The organism is Bacillus sp. FSL P2-0069 (genome assembly GCF_038593315.1).
In the GTDB taxonomy this organism is placed as follows: Bacteria; Bacillota; Bacilli; order Bacillales; family Bacillaceae; genus Bacillus; species Bacillus safensis.
Genome location: NZ_CP151984.1, coordinates 3,337,576 through 3,354,434 on the forward strand (window position 1 = coordinate 3,337,576; position 16,859 = coordinate 3,354,434).

The 16,859-nt window shown below is 43.6% G+C and carries 18 protein-coding genes; 8 read left to right on the top strand and 10 right to left on the bottom strand.

Annotated elements, in window-relative coordinates; all coding sequences use genetic code 11:
- Positions 1–103 precede the first annotated feature (103 nt).
- Entirely contained in the window at positions 104–1,075 is a 972-nt protein-coding gene (gene pta, locus NSQ34_RS17135) for a phosphate acetyltransferase (RefSeq protein ID WP_024423792.1), read from the bottom strand.
- Between the two features lie 240 nt (positions 1,076–1,315).
- On the opposite strand from pta, the gene hemQ reads away from it, so the two are divergent.
- Entirely contained in the window at positions 1,316–2,086 is a 771-nt protein-coding gene (hemQ, locus tag NSQ34_RS17140) for a hydrogen peroxide-dependent heme synthase (RefSeq protein WP_034281267.1), read from the top strand.
- A 67-nt stretch (positions 2,087–2,153) separates the two neighbouring features.
- Positions 2,154–3,314 (top strand): MFS transporter, encoded by a 1,161-nt coding sequence (locus NSQ34_RS17145; RefSeq protein ID WP_061110213.1) that lies wholly within the window; start codon positions 2,154–2,156, stop codon positions 3,312–3,314.
- A gap of 14 nt (positions 3,315–3,328) precedes the next feature.
- Here NSQ34_RS17145 and NSQ34_RS17150 read toward each other — a convergent pair whose 3' ends face one another.
- Positions 3,329–3,808 carry an Lrp/AsnC family transcriptional regulator gene (locus tag NSQ34_RS17150; RefSeq protein ID WP_041087746.1) on the bottom strand — a complete coding sequence of 160 codons (480 nt, stop codon included), beginning with the start codon at positions 3,806–3,808 and terminating at the stop codon, positions 3,329–3,331.
- 145 nt (positions 3,809–3,953) lie between these two features.
- Here NSQ34_RS17150 and NSQ34_RS17155 point away from each other — a divergent pair, with 145 nt between their 5' ends.
- The 6 genes from NSQ34_RS17155 to NSQ34_RS17180 all read left to right on the top strand — a co-directional run bounded on the left by NSQ34_RS17155 (position 3,954) and on the right by NSQ34_RS17180 (position 10,058).
- The gene (locus NSQ34_RS17155) at positions 3,954–5,186 is read left to right on the top strand and encodes an MFS transporter (protein ID WP_041115461.1); all 1,233 of its coding nucleotides are present in this window, start codon (positions 3,954–3,956) and stop codon (positions 5,184–5,186) included.
- Positions 5,187–5,340: 154 nt separating this feature from the next.
- Positions 5,341–5,943, top strand: coding sequence for a bacilysin biosynthesis protein BacA (locus tag NSQ34_RS17160; protein WP_024423797.1), 603 nt, complete (start codon positions 5,341–5,343; stop codon positions 5,941–5,943).
- 1 nt (position 5,944) lies between these two features.
- Positions 5,945–6,652: a cupin domain-containing protein gene (locus NSQ34_RS17165; protein WP_061110214.1), complete on the top strand. Its 708-nt coding sequence runs from the start codon at positions 5,945–5,947 to the stop codon at positions 6,650–6,652.
- The gene (locus NSQ34_RS17170) at positions 6,649–7,410 is read left to right on the top strand and encodes a glucose 1-dehydrogenase (RefSeq protein WP_034281272.1); all 762 of its coding nucleotides are present in this window, start codon (positions 6,649–6,651) and stop codon (positions 7,408–7,410) included. The genes NSQ34_RS17165 and NSQ34_RS17170 overlap by 4 nt, the downstream gene beginning before the upstream one ends.
- A gap of 15 nt (positions 7,411–7,425) precedes the next feature.
- Entirely contained in the window at positions 7,426–8,847 is a 1,422-nt protein-coding gene (locus NSQ34_RS17175) for an ATP-grasp domain-containing protein (RefSeq protein WP_217008677.1), read from the top strand.
- Between the two features lie 17 nt (positions 8,848–8,864).
- On the top strand, positions 8,865–10,058 hold the full coding sequence (locus tag NSQ34_RS17180; RefSeq protein ID WP_342500973.1) for a pyridoxal phosphate-dependent aminotransferase: 1,194 nt from the start codon (positions 8,865–8,867) through the stop codon (positions 10,056–10,058).
- Between the two features lie 13 nt (positions 10,059–10,071).
- On the opposite strand, the gene NSQ34_RS17185 is transcribed toward NSQ34_RS17180, so the two are convergent.
- The 8 genes from NSQ34_RS17185 to NSQ34_RS17220 all read right to left on the bottom strand — a co-directional run bounded on the left by NSQ34_RS17185 (position 10,072) and on the right by NSQ34_RS17220 (position 16,858).
- Positions 10,072–10,863, bottom strand: coding sequence for an SDR family oxidoreductase (locus NSQ34_RS17185; RefSeq protein WP_269199619.1), 792 nt, complete (start codon positions 10,861–10,863; stop codon positions 10,072–10,074).
- A gap of 104 nt (positions 10,864–10,967) precedes the next feature.
- Positions 10,968–11,423: a dTDP-4-dehydrorhamnose 3,5-epimerase family protein gene (locus NSQ34_RS17190; RefSeq protein ID WP_065214906.1), complete on the bottom strand. Its 456-nt coding sequence runs from the start codon at positions 11,421–11,423 to the stop codon at positions 10,968–10,970.
- Positions 11,416–12,270, bottom strand: a complete 855-nt coding sequence (gene rfbD / locus NSQ34_RS17195; protein ID WP_061110217.1) for a dTDP-4-dehydrorhamnose reductase — start codon at positions 12,268–12,270, stop codon at positions 11,416–11,418. The genes NSQ34_RS17190 and rfbD overlap by 8 nt, the downstream gene beginning before the upstream one ends.
- A 3-nt stretch (positions 12,271–12,273) precedes the next feature.
- Positions 12,274–13,239, bottom strand: coding sequence for a dTDP-glucose 4,6-dehydratase (gene rfbB / locus NSQ34_RS17200; protein ID WP_254001478.1), 966 nt, complete (start codon positions 13,237–13,239; stop codon positions 12,274–12,276).
- A complete protein-coding gene (locus tag NSQ34_RS17205; protein WP_024423805.1) occupies positions 13,236–13,976 on the bottom strand; it encodes a sugar phosphate nucleotidyltransferase in 741 nt (246 codons plus the stop codon). Before NSQ34_RS17205 ends, rfbB begins: the two co-directional genes overlap by 4 nt.
- A gap of 2 nt (positions 13,977–13,978) precedes the next feature.
- Positions 13,979–15,007 carry a glycosyltransferase gene (locus tag NSQ34_RS17210; protein ID WP_101676576.1) on the bottom strand — a complete coding sequence of 343 codons (1,029 nt, stop codon included), beginning with the start codon at positions 15,005–15,007 and terminating at the stop codon, positions 13,979–13,981.
- A complete protein-coding gene (locus tag NSQ34_RS17215) occupies positions 15,004–15,744 on the bottom strand; it encodes a glycosyltransferase family protein (RefSeq protein WP_101676577.1) in 741 nt (246 codons plus the stop codon). Before NSQ34_RS17215 ends, NSQ34_RS17210 begins: the two co-directional genes overlap by 4 nt.
- Positions 15,734–16,858, bottom strand: a complete 1,125-nt coding sequence (locus NSQ34_RS17220; RefSeq protein WP_342500974.1) for an N-acetylneuraminate synthase family protein — start codon at positions 16,856–16,858, stop codon at positions 15,734–15,736. The genes NSQ34_RS17215 and NSQ34_RS17220 overlap by 11 nt, the downstream gene beginning before the upstream one ends.
- Position 16,859 lies beyond the last annotated feature (1 nt).

Genomic DNA, 16,859 nt, shown 5'->3' on the forward strand with positions numbered 1-16,859 from the left:
ATCTACGATCAAAATTTTTTCTTTTCCCCCTATATTGTACACATTTGTCATCAAAAAAACAGCCAGCACGAATCTATCGTACTGGCTGCCTTTGTCGAGATCATTATAGTGCTTGAGCTGCTGTGATAAGCGCAAGGTTGTAAACGTCTTCGGCATTACAGCCTCTTGATAGATCGTTTACTGGCTGGTTTAAACCTTGAAGGATAGGACCTACAGCTTCAAAGTTACCTAAGCGCTGTGCAATTTTGTAGCCAATGTTTCCAGCTTCGAGGCTAGGGAAAACAAATACGCTGGCGTCGCCTTTGATGACGGAATCTGGCGCTTTTTTCGCTGCTACTGAAGGAACGAAAGCTGCATCGAATTGGAATTCTCCATCAAGTACAAGCTCAGGTGCCTTTTCTTTTGCAATGCGAACTGCTTCAGATACTTTTTCTGTTTCGTCTGATTTTGCTGAGCCTTTTGTAGAGAAGCTAAGCATTGCCACACGTGGCTCGATATCAAACATTTTTGCTGTGTTTGCACTTTCGATCGCAATTTCAGCTAGATCTTGGCTGTCTGGTGCAATGTTGATTGCGCAATCAGCAAACACATATTGCTCTTCGCCGCGAGCCATGATGAAGACGCCAGATGTTTTCTTTACGCCTTCTTTTGTTTTAATGATTTGAAGTGCTGGACGCACTGTGTCAGCAGTTGAGTGTGCCGCACCGCTCACAAGTCCGTCTGCAAGACCTTTATACACAAGCATTGTACCGAAGTAGTTTTCATCTAGTAATGCTTTTCTGGCTTGCTCTTCTGTTGCTTTGCCTTTACGTCTTTCTACGAAAGCTTGTACAAGCTCTTCAAAACCTTCATATGTATGAGGATCATACACGTCAACACCATCAAGTGTAAGACCTAATTCTTTTGCTTTAGCTTCAACTTCTTGTTTTTTTCCTACCACAATTGGCTGCAATACTTTGCCATCTGCTAATTTTTGAACGGCTGTTAGAATGCGTTCGTCCATTCCCTCAGGAAAAACGATCTTTACTCCTTTACCTGCAACCTTTTCCTGAACTGTTGAAAAAATATCTGCCACTTCAATACCCTCCTTGATTTTACAAAAAAAGCGTTCTCTTTTAAGCATACTCTTCTTCTACCTAAATTCAAACTACCAACTTATATTATAGCGCTTACAAATTAAATTCTTATTTTTCAAACTAATTTAATCAATTTTGATAAAAGCTGTTTTCCTCGTTCAAGTTTTGATCACATCTCCATTTGGACAAACTATGTTATAGTTGGAACAGATGGAAAACTGTTAATAGGAGTGAAAGAAATGAGCGAACAACATACAACAAATGAAGCAGCTCAAACACTAGATGGCTGGTATGCACTGCATGATTTTAGAACAATTGACTGGACAGCTTGGAAGCTGCTGACAAGTGATGAGCGCCAAGCCATCATTCATGAATTCACAGGTCTATTGGAAAAATGGAAAACAGCTGAGCATGATAAGGCTGGGAGCCAAACAATCTATAGTATTGTCGGCCAAAAAGCAGATATTATGCTCATGATTTTACGTCCGACAATGGAAGAACTAGGTGAAATTGAACTCGAATTCAACAAGACACGGCTAGCAGAGTTTACGATTCCAGCTTATTCTTATGTTTCAGTTGTTGAGCTCAGCAACTACTTAGCAGGAGGCGGCGATGGCGGAGATCCTTATGAGAACCCGCATGTACGTGCTCGCTTATATCCAGAGCTTCCTTCTTCTCAATACGTGTGCTTCTATCCAATGGATAAAAGACGTTCTGGCAATGACAACTGGTACATGCTTTCCATGGATGAGCGTAAATCTCTTATGAGAAGCCACGGCTTAATTGGCCGAAGCTATGCTGGGAAAGTAAAACAGATCATTACAGGTTCTGTTGGTTTTGATGATTATGAGTGGGGCGTTACCCTTTTCTCTGATGATGTGCTTCAATTTAAAAAATTGGTTTATGAAATGCGCTTTGATGAAGTCAGTGCACGCTACGGCGAATTTGGTTCCTTCTTTGTTGGAAACCGATTAGCAAACGAGCAGCTGGCGTCTTATTTCCATGTATGATAAACTCTTAAGGCTTCGGATCTCTCCGAAGCTTTTTTATGTATTTGTTTAGAAAGGTGATCACATCATGAAAAACTTCCCCATCGCTATTTTTGCGTTAACGCTCGGTGCGTTTTCGATTGGCATGACTGAATTTGTCATCATGGGACTTTTACCAAATGTCGCAAACGACCTTCATGTATCAATTTCTGCTTCAGGACAGCTGATTACTGGATATGCACTTGGTGTCGCAGTTGGCGGACCTATTTTAACGTTATCGACTGGAAAAATGTCGAGGAAACGTCTCCTCATTCTGTTAATGATTCTTTTCGTTGCAGGAAATGCTGCTGCCGCTGTCTCGACCTCTTATGGTCTATTAATGGCCGCCCGTATTTTAACGTCATTTGCTCATGGAACCTTCTTTGGCGTCGGAGCCATTATGGCTGCACGGCTTGTGCCTAAAGAGAAAAGCGCAAGCGCGATCAGCTTCATGTTTACAGGACTGACAGTTGCCAATGTACTCGGTGTGCCGTTCGGTACCTTTATCGGAAATCAATTCGGCTGGCGTATGTCTTTTCTAGTCATTGCCGTCATTGGTCTCATTTCCTTAATTGGTATCATCAGCTTAGTCCCAAATCAGTCGAAAGAAGAAGTACTCGATATTCGAAATGAAGTATCCGTTTTGAAAAAACCACAAGTACTCGTTTCCTTTGCAATGACCATCTTTGGTTTTGCTGGTGTATTTACAGCCTTTACGTATATCAGCCCAATCTTGCTGCAAGTCACTGGATTTCAGGAAAATGGGGTGACGCTCATCCTTGTCCTATTTGGACTTGGGGTCACTATCGGAAATTTAGTTGGCGGAAAGCTTGCTGACTGGAAGCTGATGCCAAGTATTATGGTGACACTGATCCTGCTCATTGCTGTCCTGTTATTGTTTACAGTCACTTCCGAATTCAAAGTGCCTGCCGTGCTGACCATTTTTGTTTGGGGAATCATTTCATTTATTCTTGTTCCTACCTTGCAATACCGCACGATGAACATGGCACATGAAGCACCGACACTCGCATCGACGCTCAGCCATTCTGCATTTAATATTGGGAATGCCGGCGGTGCAGCGCTTGGCGGTCTTGCTATCGAAATCACACATTTACAGCTTGTTCCGTTATTTGCTGCAGCTGTGACATTTATTGGTCTTATCATTACAATTATGAGCTATCAGTCAGATAGACGAACAAAAAGGACCTGAGTCAGGTCCTTTTTTTATTTCACCACTGTCATTTCTGGCTCTTCTATTTGTTTCAAGCGTTCCTGAATTGGATGGGAAAAAGAGTGCTCTGACAAGACAATATGGGAGACGGTTTTTGTAAATCCAGATACTTCTTGAATAAAGGCTTCAATTTCTTCAAGAGAAGAAACTGACAGCTTAATGAAAAAACAAGACTGACCTGCCACTCGATAAGCAAAAAAGGCGCGTGGATGCTCATTCATAAAAGCCACAAAACGCTGATACTCCCCATTTAACACCGTAACTTCCAGCAGGCAGTCAATCAGAAGCCCTAATTTTTTATAATTGACTTGAACAGAATACCCTTCGATAATCCCTGCATCCTCTAATTTACGCACTCTTTCTGCTACCGCAGGTGCTGATAAATTCACTCGTTTGGACAATTCCCTCATGGATAAGCGGGCATCTTCTCTCAATTCATTTAAAATATGCACATCTACATCGGTGATTTTCATTCGTACCTCTCCTATCCAAAAATCGTTCCATTTGAAAAGTATTTTATGATAATACTTATGATATGAAATGTAAAATAAAACTAAATAATGGTAGAATTTATTTTAACGGAATTGAATGAAAAAGCAAGTATGGAGGGATCACTTGATGAAAGAATCTTTAGACAGCCAGGCTTCTAAAACATTTCCCATCACACTTGCCATCGCACTCACACTTGGCGTTTTTGCTGCGGGATCGGAAGAGCTGGTAATTTCACCACTGCTGCCTGATTTATCAAACTCCTTTCAGCACTCTCTTGATATTCTCGCTCTTTCCATCAGCATTTATGGGTTAGCTGTGCTGGTTGGAGCTCCGCTGCTCGTTCCTTTAGGGGACCGGTATTCAAGAGAGCTGTGTTTGATTATTGGGCTGTCTTTCTTTTTGGTTGGCACAGTGATGTGTGCTGCTGCCCCAAATTTGGCCGTGTTTTTTGCAGGCCGTGCTATTTCTGGGCTGGCGACTGGTGTATTTGTGCCAACAGCCTATGCTCTTGTGGGCGACCGGGTTCCATACGAGTATCGCGGCAAAGTGATGGGGCTCATTGTATCGAGTTGGTCTCTTTCTCTTGTCCTAGGTGTGCCCATTGGCGCCTTTATCGGTCAAAGTTTGAACTGGCGCTGGACATTTTGGATTTTCGCCATGATGAGTCTCGTTGTCTTGCTGCTCGTCATCCTTGAATCTCGAAAACAAGTCACAACAGCTGCTCCAAAGGCACCTCAAACTAGGGAGAAATCAGGCTCTTTATGGGGGGCTTTGAAAATCGACCGAGTCCCTGCCTATTTGACCGTGACATTTTGTAACATGCTTGGATTTTATGGCATGTACTCATTTTTAGGGGCTTACCTGCAAAGTCTGTTTTCCGGGGGGCAATCAACAGCTGGACTTCTAATCATGGCTTATGGTGTTGGCTTTTCCATGAGTATGTTTACTGGGAAATTAGCAGATTGGTTTGGCAAAACACGTTCACTTTTCTTTGTGCTGGGCGGCATTACGCTTGTTCTTGCCTTACTTCCTTATGCACCGTTCTCATGGACATTGCTCATTTTTGCTTTATTTATTTGGGGTGCCATGCAAAGTTTATCTGTCACGCTTTTGAGCACCGTCCTGAGCGACTGCTCCCAGACCCACCGAGGCAAAGTGATGGCTTTTTACAGCCTTGCTTCCAATCTTGCCGTAATGCTTGGATCAGCTCTGATGGGACCTGTTTATGTCCATTTCGGCTATCATACAGTAGGGCTTGTATGTGCACTCATTACGCTTGTTGGTTTTCTCATCAGCTTCGTCAGCTATAAACGTGAAAAAACCTTACAGCAGAAACATAAAAACACATTTGAAACGTGAGCTCATTTCACTGCACATCTCGATATGTGCAGTTTTTTAGATCAATTTTTAATATCATCATAAAATACATTTTTTATAAATTTTGTTGACAATTACCAATTTTATTTTTTATAATCTAGTAAAAATTTGAAAAAGATTGGATGGTAAGGTAAACATGATCTTAAAGAATGATGTTTTTCATTTCAAAGAAGAGCCCATCGTTTCACCTAAGATGTTTACAGTCAATACATTAGGCCCTAAGGGGACAAGCAGTGAATATGCAGCAAAACATTTCATCTCTCATTCCACCACTACACTCGGCACTCATACGAAACTATCCCTTTACGACACATTCGAAACTTGCATTGAACATACTCTCTCTAACGCACTCCAATACACTCTCGTTCCACACGCATACGAAGGAATTAAACACTTCTACATGAGACCTGACCTGCAGCTTTTACAAATATTCAGATGTGACACGCCCATGTATGGTTTGGCTGTCAGACCAGATTTCCCCTTTCAAGAACAAATGCTTCACCATTTAAAAATTGTTTCTCATCCTGCACCTGTGAATTTGATTCAATATTTTATTCATCAAAATGCTGAATTTGAGCTTGTCAATTCTACAAGTACAGCCGCACAAAAAGTCAGAGACGGCGAATTTGATTTCGCTTTAACCAATGAAGTGGCAAGAGCTACATACGGGCTCACCTTCATTCGAACATTTAAAAGCATTCCTATGAGCTGGTCTATATTCGGAAAAGGAGAGATGTAACATGACAACTGAACAAAAGGTGCAAGAATTATATTTTCCTCAAGCGAAAAAACGAGAATGGGATAATGGTGTCATCCAATATTCTACTGTCAGAGGCGATACGGAAGTGTTAATTTCACACGTCCCTCCTCACACGATCATCGAACCTCATGAGCATCCAGAAGCACAAATCGGCATCGTATTAAAAGGTGAGCTTCAAATGACGGTCGGCCAATCGACCCAATTGCTCACCCCATTAGAATCAGCCTATATTGCACCACCATTCGTTCCTCACGGCGCATCGAATCTGACAGATGAAGAAGTGATCGCCATTGATATTAAGAGATTGAAAGATGGCGAGGAATATACGGCTCCTCCTACTTATTTCTTAGATATTTTCAAAACGCGTGATTTACTTCCTGGCATGGAAGTGACTTTTTTTGTGGAGGACTGGATGGAGCTTATGATTGCCAACATTCCGGGAAATGGCGGGGAAATGCCTTTTCATAAGCACCGTAATGAACAAATCGGGATTTGCATTAGCGGTGGGTACGATATGACGATTGAAGGCTTTACAGAAAAGATGGAATTTGGCACGACCTACTTCTGTGATCCAAAAGAAGATCATGGCGCCATTAATCCAAAGCCAGAAGCATCAAAGTCTATTAATCTCTTCTTCCCTCCACGCTATAACCGCTTAAAGCCAAAAGCGCCTAAGGTGAAGAAATGAACATTGCCGGAAAAGTCGTCCTGATTACAGGAGGTGCGTCTGGGATTGGGCTTGCCGCCGTCAAGCTTTTCCTTGAGCACGGAGCAAAAGTAGCAGTGGCTGATATCAATGAAGATAGCGGTAAACAACTCATTGAATCATTGCCTCATGAACATGCTGCGTTTTTCAAAACAGATATTACGAATGAGTCTGACTGTCAAAAAACCGTTCAATCCGTGCTGAGCCAATTCGGGACAATTGATGTTTTGATTAACAATGCAGGCATCGAAATTGTCTCACCTATTCACGAGATGACACTGGAGGATTGGAACCACATTCTACAGGTCAACCTGACTGGTGTATTTCTTATGAGTAAGCATACATTGCCGCATATGCTTGAAAAGAAAAGCGGAAGTATTATTAATACTGGATCTGTCGGTGGTCTCGTTGGCTGGCCTGACATTCCTGCATACAACGCAACAAAGGGCGGTGTCATCCAGCTCACCAAATCGATGGCGATCGACTATGCCGCTCATCAAATCAGGGTGAATTGTATCGCCCCAGGGATCATTGATACGCCATTAAATGAAAAATCCTTTTTAGACAATCATTCAGAAAGTCTTGAGGTTGTTAAAAAGGAAAAAGCAAAGGTGAATCCCTTGCTTCGTCTCGGAAAACCCGAAGAAATTGCGGGCGTGATGCTGTTTCTCGCCTCTGATCTATCCAGCTATATGACTGGAAGTGTTGTCACAGCAGATGGCGGATACACCGCTAGATAAAAAGGAGTGCTTTCATTGAGTAAAAAAACCGTACTTGTCATTGCTGACTTAGGAGGATGCCCGCCCCATATGTTTTATGAAAGCGTGGCGGCATCTTATCATATCGTTTCCTATATCCCTAGACCCTTTGCCATTACAAAGGGTCACGCTGAACTAATCGAAAAATACTCCATTGCCGTCATCAAAGATCGTGATTATTTTGAGACACACCCTTCTTTTGAACACCCTGATTCTATTTACTGGGCACATGATGATTATCTGAAATCAGAGGAAGAGGTGGTGGATGACCTAGTCCGTGTGGCTTCCTTTTTCAAAGCTGATGCCATCACCACCAATAATGAATTATTCATTGCACCAATGGCAAAAGCCGCTGAGCGGCTGGGGCTGCGCGGCGCTGGGGTAAAAGCAGCTGAAATGGCACGTGATAAAAGCCAAATGAGAGCTGCATTCAACGCTGCTGGTGTCAAAGCGGTGAAAACTCAGCCTGTCACGACTTTAGCTGATTTCCAGCAAGCTATTGAACAGATCGGGACACCGCTTATTTTAAAGCCTACATATTTAGCAAGCTCCATTGGCGTGACCCTTTTTCACGACAGAGCCGGCAGTGATAATCTCTTTTTAAACGTACAATCCTACTTGCAAACGATTCCCGTCCCAAACGCTGTGACATATGAAGCACCATTTGTCGCTGAAACGTATTTAGAGGGTGCTTACGAGGATTGGTATCAGGAGGGTGGCTATTCTGATTATGTCAGTGTAGAAGGGTTAGTCGTGGAGGGGGAATATATCCCTTTTGTCATACATGACAAGACCCCTCAAATCGGTTTTACAGAAACGGCTCATATTACTCCCTCGATCCTAGACAATGAAGCCCAGCAAATCATTATTGAGGCAGCTAAGAAGGCAAATGAAGGGCTGGGCCTTGAAAACTGTGCGACCCATACAGAGATCAAGCTCATGAAAAATCGAGAAGCAGGACTGATCGAATCCGCAGCTAGATTTGCTGGCTGGAATATGATTCCGAATATCAAAAAAGTGTTTGGGGTGGATATGGCCAAGCTGCTGATCGATGTATTAGTCGATGGAAAAAAAGCGGAGCTGCCAAAAGAGCTGCTTTCTGGACATACGCATTATATAGCAGACTGCCATTTATACCCTCAGCATTTCAAAGAAAGCGGACACATACCGGCAGAGGCCACACACATCACCATTGATCATATCTATATTCCGCAGGATGCTTTAGTTGGAGATACTGTGATCGTCAGTGAATCTGTCCCGTCCAAAGGCACCTTTGTCGATCTATCTTTATTTGAAGCCTTTAATGGCATCGTGTCGCTTGAGTTAAAAGGGTCATCCTCACAGGATGTTGCAGCATCCATCCGCAACTTACAGAAACAAGCTGCCCTTCATTTAATGGATGAATTAGTCAAGGGATAGAAAGAGAGGGTAACGTGGTGGAGATCTTACCATCTAACATGATTAAACGGCTGCCAGAACAGAAATTTGGAACCGTATTTGAGAAAATTGCGCAAAAAGCACAAAACGGAGCGAACATCATAAACCTTGGTCAGGGAAATCCCGATCTTCCTACTCCTGCACATATCGTAAGCGCCCTTCAAGAGGCAGCAGGCGCTTTGCAATTTCAGCAATATGCACCTTTTAGAGGCTTCGACTTTTTCAAGCAAGCCATTGCAGATTTCTACAAAAAGGAGTTCGGCCCTGAGATAGACCCACAGAAAGAGGTTGCTCTTTTCAATGGAGGGAAAACAGGCCTTTATGTCATGAGTCAGTGTCTTCTTGACCCTGGGGACGTTGCCCTCGTCCCCGATCCAGGATACCCAGAATATCATTCTGGGATCTTGATGGCAGACGCAAAGCCCTACTGCATCAAACTTGAATCGAAAAATGGCTATTTGCCGAATCTCTCTTCAATTGATCCGGAGGTACTCAAAAAGGCAAAGGTTCTTTTCTTAAATTATCCGAATAACCCAACAGGTGCTGTGGCAAATGATGCATTTTTTGAAGAGGCTGCTGATTTTGCATCAGCTCACGGACTGCATGTCATTCATGATTTTGCCTATGGTTCATTTCATTATGAACAAAAACCCGTAAGCTTTCTAAACGCTCCTCTTGGGAAAAGCGTAGGAGTGGAATTATATTCTCTATCCAAAACATTTAATATGGCAGGATGGAGAGTCGCTTTTGCTGTAGGTAATGAGGACATCATCCAAGCCATTAACGCCTTCCAAGATCATGTGTTTGTCAGTATGTATGGCGGATTTCAACAAGCTGCAACTGTCGCCTTGCAAAGTGATGACCGTCACATACAATCATTAAAAGAGGTCTACCTTGAACGAATTCACTTTTTCATCCGTCAGGCAGAAAAGCAGCTAGGGTGGTCCATCGAACGTCCGGCTGGCGCCTTTTATTTATGGGCTCCAATCCCTGATGATTTTGAACATTCTCATGCATTTGCTGACTATTTACTCGAACATACTGATGTCGTTGTCACGCCGGGGGGTGTGTTTGGAGCACATGGAAGCCGTCATGTCCGCATCTCAATGGTTGCTCCAATTGAACAGCTTGCCCTGTTTATCGACCGGCTTCGCATCCTTCCAATTCGCTTTAATCAAAAAACCCGCATATAGCGGGTTTTTGATGTCATATACTTTTCATCGAACCACCATCGACGGATATTTGTTGGCCTGTAAGATAGGAGGCTTCCTCTGATGCGATAAAAGCGGCCAATGAAGCCATTTCACTCGCTGACCCCACTCTTTTCATTGGAATTCCTGACGCTACAGCCTGTACAGCTTCTTCCCGCGATAATGCCTGTTTACGCATCATGTTTCCGATAAATTGTTCATACCGATCTGTAGCAATAAATCCCGGGTTTAAACAATTCACTGTGATCCCTGAAGGTGCAAGCTGTGTGGCAGCATTTTTACTAGCATTGATAATCGCTGCATTCATCATACTGTTCGTAAACATTTGGTCGCCAGGTTCCTTCCATAGGTTCCCGACAATTTGAATGATCCGGCCATACTCATGTCGTTTCATCATCGCTGCCGCACGCTTCATCGTATCAATGTACGCAAGGGCTTTTTGAGAAAATACTGCCATCATCTGCTCGCTGTCACACGAATCAAAGGTATCCGGCTTCCCCCCTGGAATGTTATTAATCAACACATCCAGTCTGCCAAACTCTTTTTCTATTTTCGTAAAAGCCTCAGCCCTCACTCCTTCATCTGACATGTCCCCACAGAAAAGAGCCACCGGCTCCTTTGTTTCTGCCATACGCCCAATGTGCTGCTGCGCTTCTTCTAGTGAGGATTGATTTCTAGAATTGATGATGATCTTTACATTGTCTTGAGCGGCAAGCTTTACGGCGATGGCCTTTCCAATCCCTGTACTTGCTCCTGTTACAAACGCAATTCTTTTAGACAAACTCATCCACATCCCTTTTCTTATCAGCTTAGTACATATACATAAAATGACACATATAGAATGTATTTCAACAAAAAAAGACCTTTCTCCTGCGAAAGGCCCCCCGTTCTCTATTTAAATGTCGTTTCCCAATTAAACCCGATCGTTTCGTCATTCCAGGCGATTCGCTTTTCATCTGGGTTATTCGGGTCATACGATTCTGTTGTGAAATACACAATTTGCAGCGGCGTCTCACCTAGTACACGATAGCCATGCGCGACACCCTTTGGGATAAGAAGCAGCATCGGATTGTCTTCCCCCATATAATACACATCGGTTTGCCCCTTTGTGGAAGAGTCCTCACGCAAATCATATAACACGACCTGCGCATGACCTGCAGGGAAGAACCAAACGTCGTCTTGTTTTTCATGATAATGAAAGGCTTTGATCACGCCTGGAAAGCTTTTCGACCATGACGCCTGCCCAAAGCGTTTCAGCATCGGTTCATCATCTCGAATGAGCTCTGCAAAAAAGCCGCGGTCATCACAATGTTTCATGAGTTTTTTCGTTTGAACACCATCAATCATGCTGTTGCCATCTCCCTTCTTTCTGCAAATATTCGTAAAGTGCATCCTTCCAATGCCTCGGCTGCCAGCCTGTGGCTTCAATCGCTTGAAGGTCTAAGACAGAATAGGCTGGGCGAGGCGTTTGGAAGCCGTACTCTTCCGTGGAAATCGGCTCAATTGTGGCGGACAGTCCGCTTTTCATCACAATTTCTGACGCAAAATCAAACCAGGAACAGCTTTCTCGATTACTGACATGATACACGCCTGCCTTCTGATCAAACAAATGAATCAAGGCCTCAGCTGCATCCTTTGTATAAGTAGGAGACCCTATTTGATCGTTCACAATGCGCAAATGATCCTTCGTTTCAGCGAGCCGAAGAATGGTATTCACAAAGTTATGCCCCTCATGTCCATAAAGCCACGAGGTACGAATGATTTTCACTTCATCTGACACAAGCTGAATCAATTCCTCACCAAGCTTTTTACTCTTTCCATAAATGGTTTGAGGATCTGCTTGTGCATCGATTTGGTAAGGGGTGTGCGCCTGCCCGTCAAACACATAATCTGTACTGACATGTAACACATCAGCGCCTGCGCGCTTTGCTTCCAGGGCTGTATAGTAGGCGCCAATGCCATTCACAAGATACGCCTTTTCGGTTTCTGTTTCACATTGATCAACAGATGTATAGGCTGCTGCACTGACAACAATATCAGGCTGATAGTGTCTCATCGCATGTCTAACTGCCTGCTGGTCTGTGATATTGAGCATGTTCCTCGTTAAGGCAATGACGGTCATGTCTTTTTCTTTGAGCTGTCTGCTCAATTCTTTCCCTAATTGGCCGCCTGCACCGGTGATTAAAACTTTCATCCGTCACCCTTCTTCGCTCTGATCGTATTTGGTTCGATACCAATTGATCGTTTTTTCGATACCTTCTTCAAATGACGTCTCCTGCGTCCAGCCGAGCTCGCCTTTTAGCTTACTTGCATCAATGGCATACCGTCTGTCATGTCCTTTTCGGTCTTGAATAAACGCAATTTGATCATGACTGATTCCAAGCTGCGATAGAATCGTTTTGGTTAAATCAAGATTTGTTTTCTCATTGCCGCCGCCAATATTGTATACCTGCCCGGCTGTGCCGTTTTCGAGCACCTTCTTCACAGCTCTCGCATGGTCTTCTACATACAGCCAATCGCGAATTTGCTGGCCGTCTCCATAAATCGGGATTTTCTCTCCATTGACTGCTTTTCTAATAATGGTCGGTATTAATTTTTCCTCATGCTGATACGGTCCGTAATTGTTGCTGCATCGTGTAATCATCGCGGGTAATTGGTAAGTGTGGATAAAGGATTTTACAAGCAGGTCTGAACTCGCCTTGCTTGCTGAATAAGGATTGTTCGGTGAGAGTGGTGTTTGTTCTGTGAAAGCAGGATCATCTGGCTCCAAATCTCCATATACTTCATCTGTTGAAATATGAATGAGCTTTTTCGCCTTTCCATTTAAAACAGCTTCAAGCATACGATACGTTCCAAGGACATTTGTTTGAATAAAAGGCTCTGCCGATTCAATGCTGCGATCAACATGCGATTCTGCCGCAAAATGAATGATTGCATCATAGACTTCGTCAAATGCTTGATCCAGCTCATGCTGAAGGGTAATATCCCCCTGAATAAACCGAAAATGAGACAACTTTAATAATTCATCCATCTCGTCTGGATGACTGGCATATGTTAATTTATCAAAAACGGTGAGCCTGATATTTGTATCCTGAAGCAGCAGCTTCACAAAATTCAGTCCGATAAAACCCGCTCCACCTGTAATTAAATAAGACTTCGTCATTCGGATCCCTCTTTTTTCTTCATCGTTTCAAACATTTTCGCAGATGCTTCGTGGAGAGATTCATGTGTTCCTGCATCAATCCACCACCCTTTTAACATATCATAGGTCAGCTGGCTATTTGAGATATAGAGATTGTTCACGTCTGTAATCTCTAATTCGCCTCGATCTGACGGCGAGATTCTCTCAATATATTGAAAGACTTCTTGATCATAAAAATAGATGCCCGTGACGCAGTAAGATGAGCGCGGATACTCCGGCTTTTCTTCTATTGATAAAATCCGTTGGCGCGTGGCATCAATTTCTGCAATGCCAAACCGGTTTGGATCTGCCACTTCTTTCAACAAAACCTTGGCTCCTCTATCTTGCCGCTGAAAGGCTTCAACAAAAGGGTTTAGCGAATCCTCAAATACATTATCACCAAGCATCAGCACAAACTTCTCCCCTTTAACAAAGGGCTTTGCATAGGATAAGCCGTCTGATATCCCAGACGCTTCAGGCTGTACCTGATATACGATGTTCATCCCCAGTTCCTGATCGCTTTCAAGCAGCTTTTGAAACAGCGGGATTTGTTCTTCTTGTGATATGACCATCACATCTAAAATCCCTGCTTCCTTCAATTTGAACAATGACCAATAAATCATTGGATATGGACCAACCGGCAATAAATGTTTATTGAAAATCTTCGTTAAAGGTGCCAGTCGTGATCCCTTTCCTCCTGCTAAAATAACTCCCTTCACATCTACACATCCTTATGTTCTTTTTGGTGATGATTCATGAGGTGTATAAGAATGTTTTTCACTCGTTCAGTTCCTTTTCCATCGATGAGTGTCCGTCCATTGAGATGGATGCTCCTGCGGAGAAAATAGCTGCCGGACAGCCTTTCCACAGCACATCGTATATCTTTTTCATCCACAAGTTCACCTAATCCAAGATGACGGCAGGCTCCCTTTTGTGCAAAACGAGCGGCTGTCACTGCTTGGTGATCGACTTGTGAAAGGACAATACTGGGCACTCCGATACAAACTGCCTCGTATAACGTCATCCCGCCAGCCACTATTGCCAGATCAGCTTCCGAAAGGCGTGCAAGTAATTGATCTGTATGACGAATGAATTGAATATGCTCAGCCTCTATTTGTTCTTCAATGCGGGAGGCTTTTCCTGTAACCGCTAAGATGTGTAAGTGGTCAGCTTCGAGGAGTGCTGATACAGCCTTTGATAACAATCCGCGCGGGTCACTGCCCCCAAGGCTGATGACCACCTTTTTGCATTCTTTTCGAACCTCATATGTGTCTTTTAATCGGCTTATCTCTTGATCTAACAATAAATAAGGTGTTCCATAAAAATATTCTGTCCCATCTACTTGCATGTGCTTTTCGTCCAGACCGCCATAAATGCCGTTCACGACAGCATCGGCAAGCTGACAGGCTTCTGCTCTTATTTCTTCGAATAAAACCAGCCGTGCAGAGCCGGAGGACGCTTTGATCAATCGAAGAAATTGGAGGTCACAATCAAGTACATCAATCAGCAGAAGATCTGGATTCAGCTCTTTTATGTCCTGCTCCATCTGAAGGAATGCCTTCGACTCCTGCACCAAATGAACGTGCCAATCTGGACCTGAGAGCATTTCTACACAGATCTGTTCATTTGTATAGAAAGATATGTCGTTTCCTTCTTGAAGCAGTTGATTTGCCAGCCGTTTCATTCTGACGACATGCCCCATTCCTCTTAAAAACCCACCGTACACAACAATCATGATTTTCTTGTTCATTCAGCATCCTTCTGTTTCACAAATTGATTCAACCGAACAATATCAGGGTCTTGTTCGCAAATGGTGATGAGTTCAGCCGTAGGCACAGCAATGGAGCCGCCAGCTTTCTCTAGTAAACGGGTCGCAAACACATAATCTTCTTCTGTATCAATCGTGAATCGATAAGCAGGATATGCAAGTTCTTTGGGCGGTGTGAATAATTGCAGGTGAAATTGCTCAGGATGCTTTCTGATATAGAGCGTGACATGCTCACGCTCTGGCTGCGTAAGGGGAAAATTGTCGATTTCACTTAAAATCTGTGCGTCGATCATTTCCCCGGAAATACCGAGTGGCGTTCCAGCCGTATACGTGTAATCAGCCTTCTCTTGTCTATGTTTTTCAAGCATTTTCGACAAAAGGACTGGATCTATAAATGGGTTATCTCCTGTTAAACGCACAATGGTTTGCGGTTCAAAATGACGGACAATCTGCGCAAATCGCTGCAGTACATCCGTCTCACTGCCACGAAATACTTTATAGCCCTGGGAGAGACAATAATGAGCCAGCAGATCATCTTCTGCCTCAACTGTTGTGGCGATCATGAGATTCTGCGTTTTGTGATTGTAATGATCTGATTGCTTTACTCGTTCAACAATCAGGTCGATCAGCGCCATACCGCCGATCGGTTTCATTACCTTTTTTGGCAGCCTTGTTGAGCCCATTCTCGCCTGTATGACAAAAAGGACATCATTGATCATTTGGCGTCTCCTTCATGAGTACATCTTTCCACGAAACCCCTGTATTGGCTGGGATATCTCTGGCAGCCTTTGTGCCAAGTAAAACCGCCATATACCTTGGATGCAGACCTTGGCTTTTTTGTCCTGGACGTAACACGGCTAGATTTTCTGCGGTCAATGTCTCGCCCTTCGCAATGCCTTTTGTCGTAAAAATGCCTCGATACGCAAATTCACGAATCTTGCCTTCAATAGCTGTTGTCGTTTTATAAGAACTGCCAAGGAGCTCTTCTGGCACTGAATGAATATCAGCTTCTTTTAAATTCCGCTGCTTTTCTGCCGCTCGAATATGCTGAACCATTTCCTTCAATTCTTCAGGATCAAGCGCAAAGGAATGATCAGCCCCAGGTAACGTTTTATCGACTGTAAAATGCTTTTCAATGATTGCTGCCCCAAGCTTCACAGCAGCTACAGGCGCTTCAGTTGGATGCTCACTATGATCAGAAAAGCCAATGACTGCGTCGGGAAATGCCGCAGCTAAAGTTTGAAGCACACGCAGATTCGTGTAAGCTCTAGGTGCTGGATACTTTGCTACGCAATGCATGATAGCGACCTGCTGATTGTGCTCGCTTGTAATCGCCTCGTATGCTTCATGGACATCCGAAATGGTTGCCCCGGCTGTTGAGAATATGATGGGCTTTTGAAAAGATGCCGTGTGACGCATAAGAGGCAGATGATTGATTTCATAGGATGCCAGCTTGAAAGCCGGCGGATCGGTTTGATTCAATAGATCCGCAGATTCTTCGTCACACACTGTGCTTAAAAATATCAGCCCTTTTTCCGCGCAACGTGACAATAACACCGGGAGCCATTCTGGCGGCAGCTCCATTTGTTCCACTAAAGAAAAAATAGACACCTCTTCCCCCTTGGCTGTTTCGTACAAACCCGGTTCCTTTTGATACATCCGATCAGCTTGAAACATTTGAAACTTCACCGCATCGGCACCTGCTTCTTTTGCCACATCAATTAAAGCAAGCGCCTGATCCAGCTTTCCATCATGGTTAATGCCTGCCTCTGCAATGATAAAGACAGGCGCACCATCCCCTACTTTGCGATCTCCAATATAGAAATGCGCCATC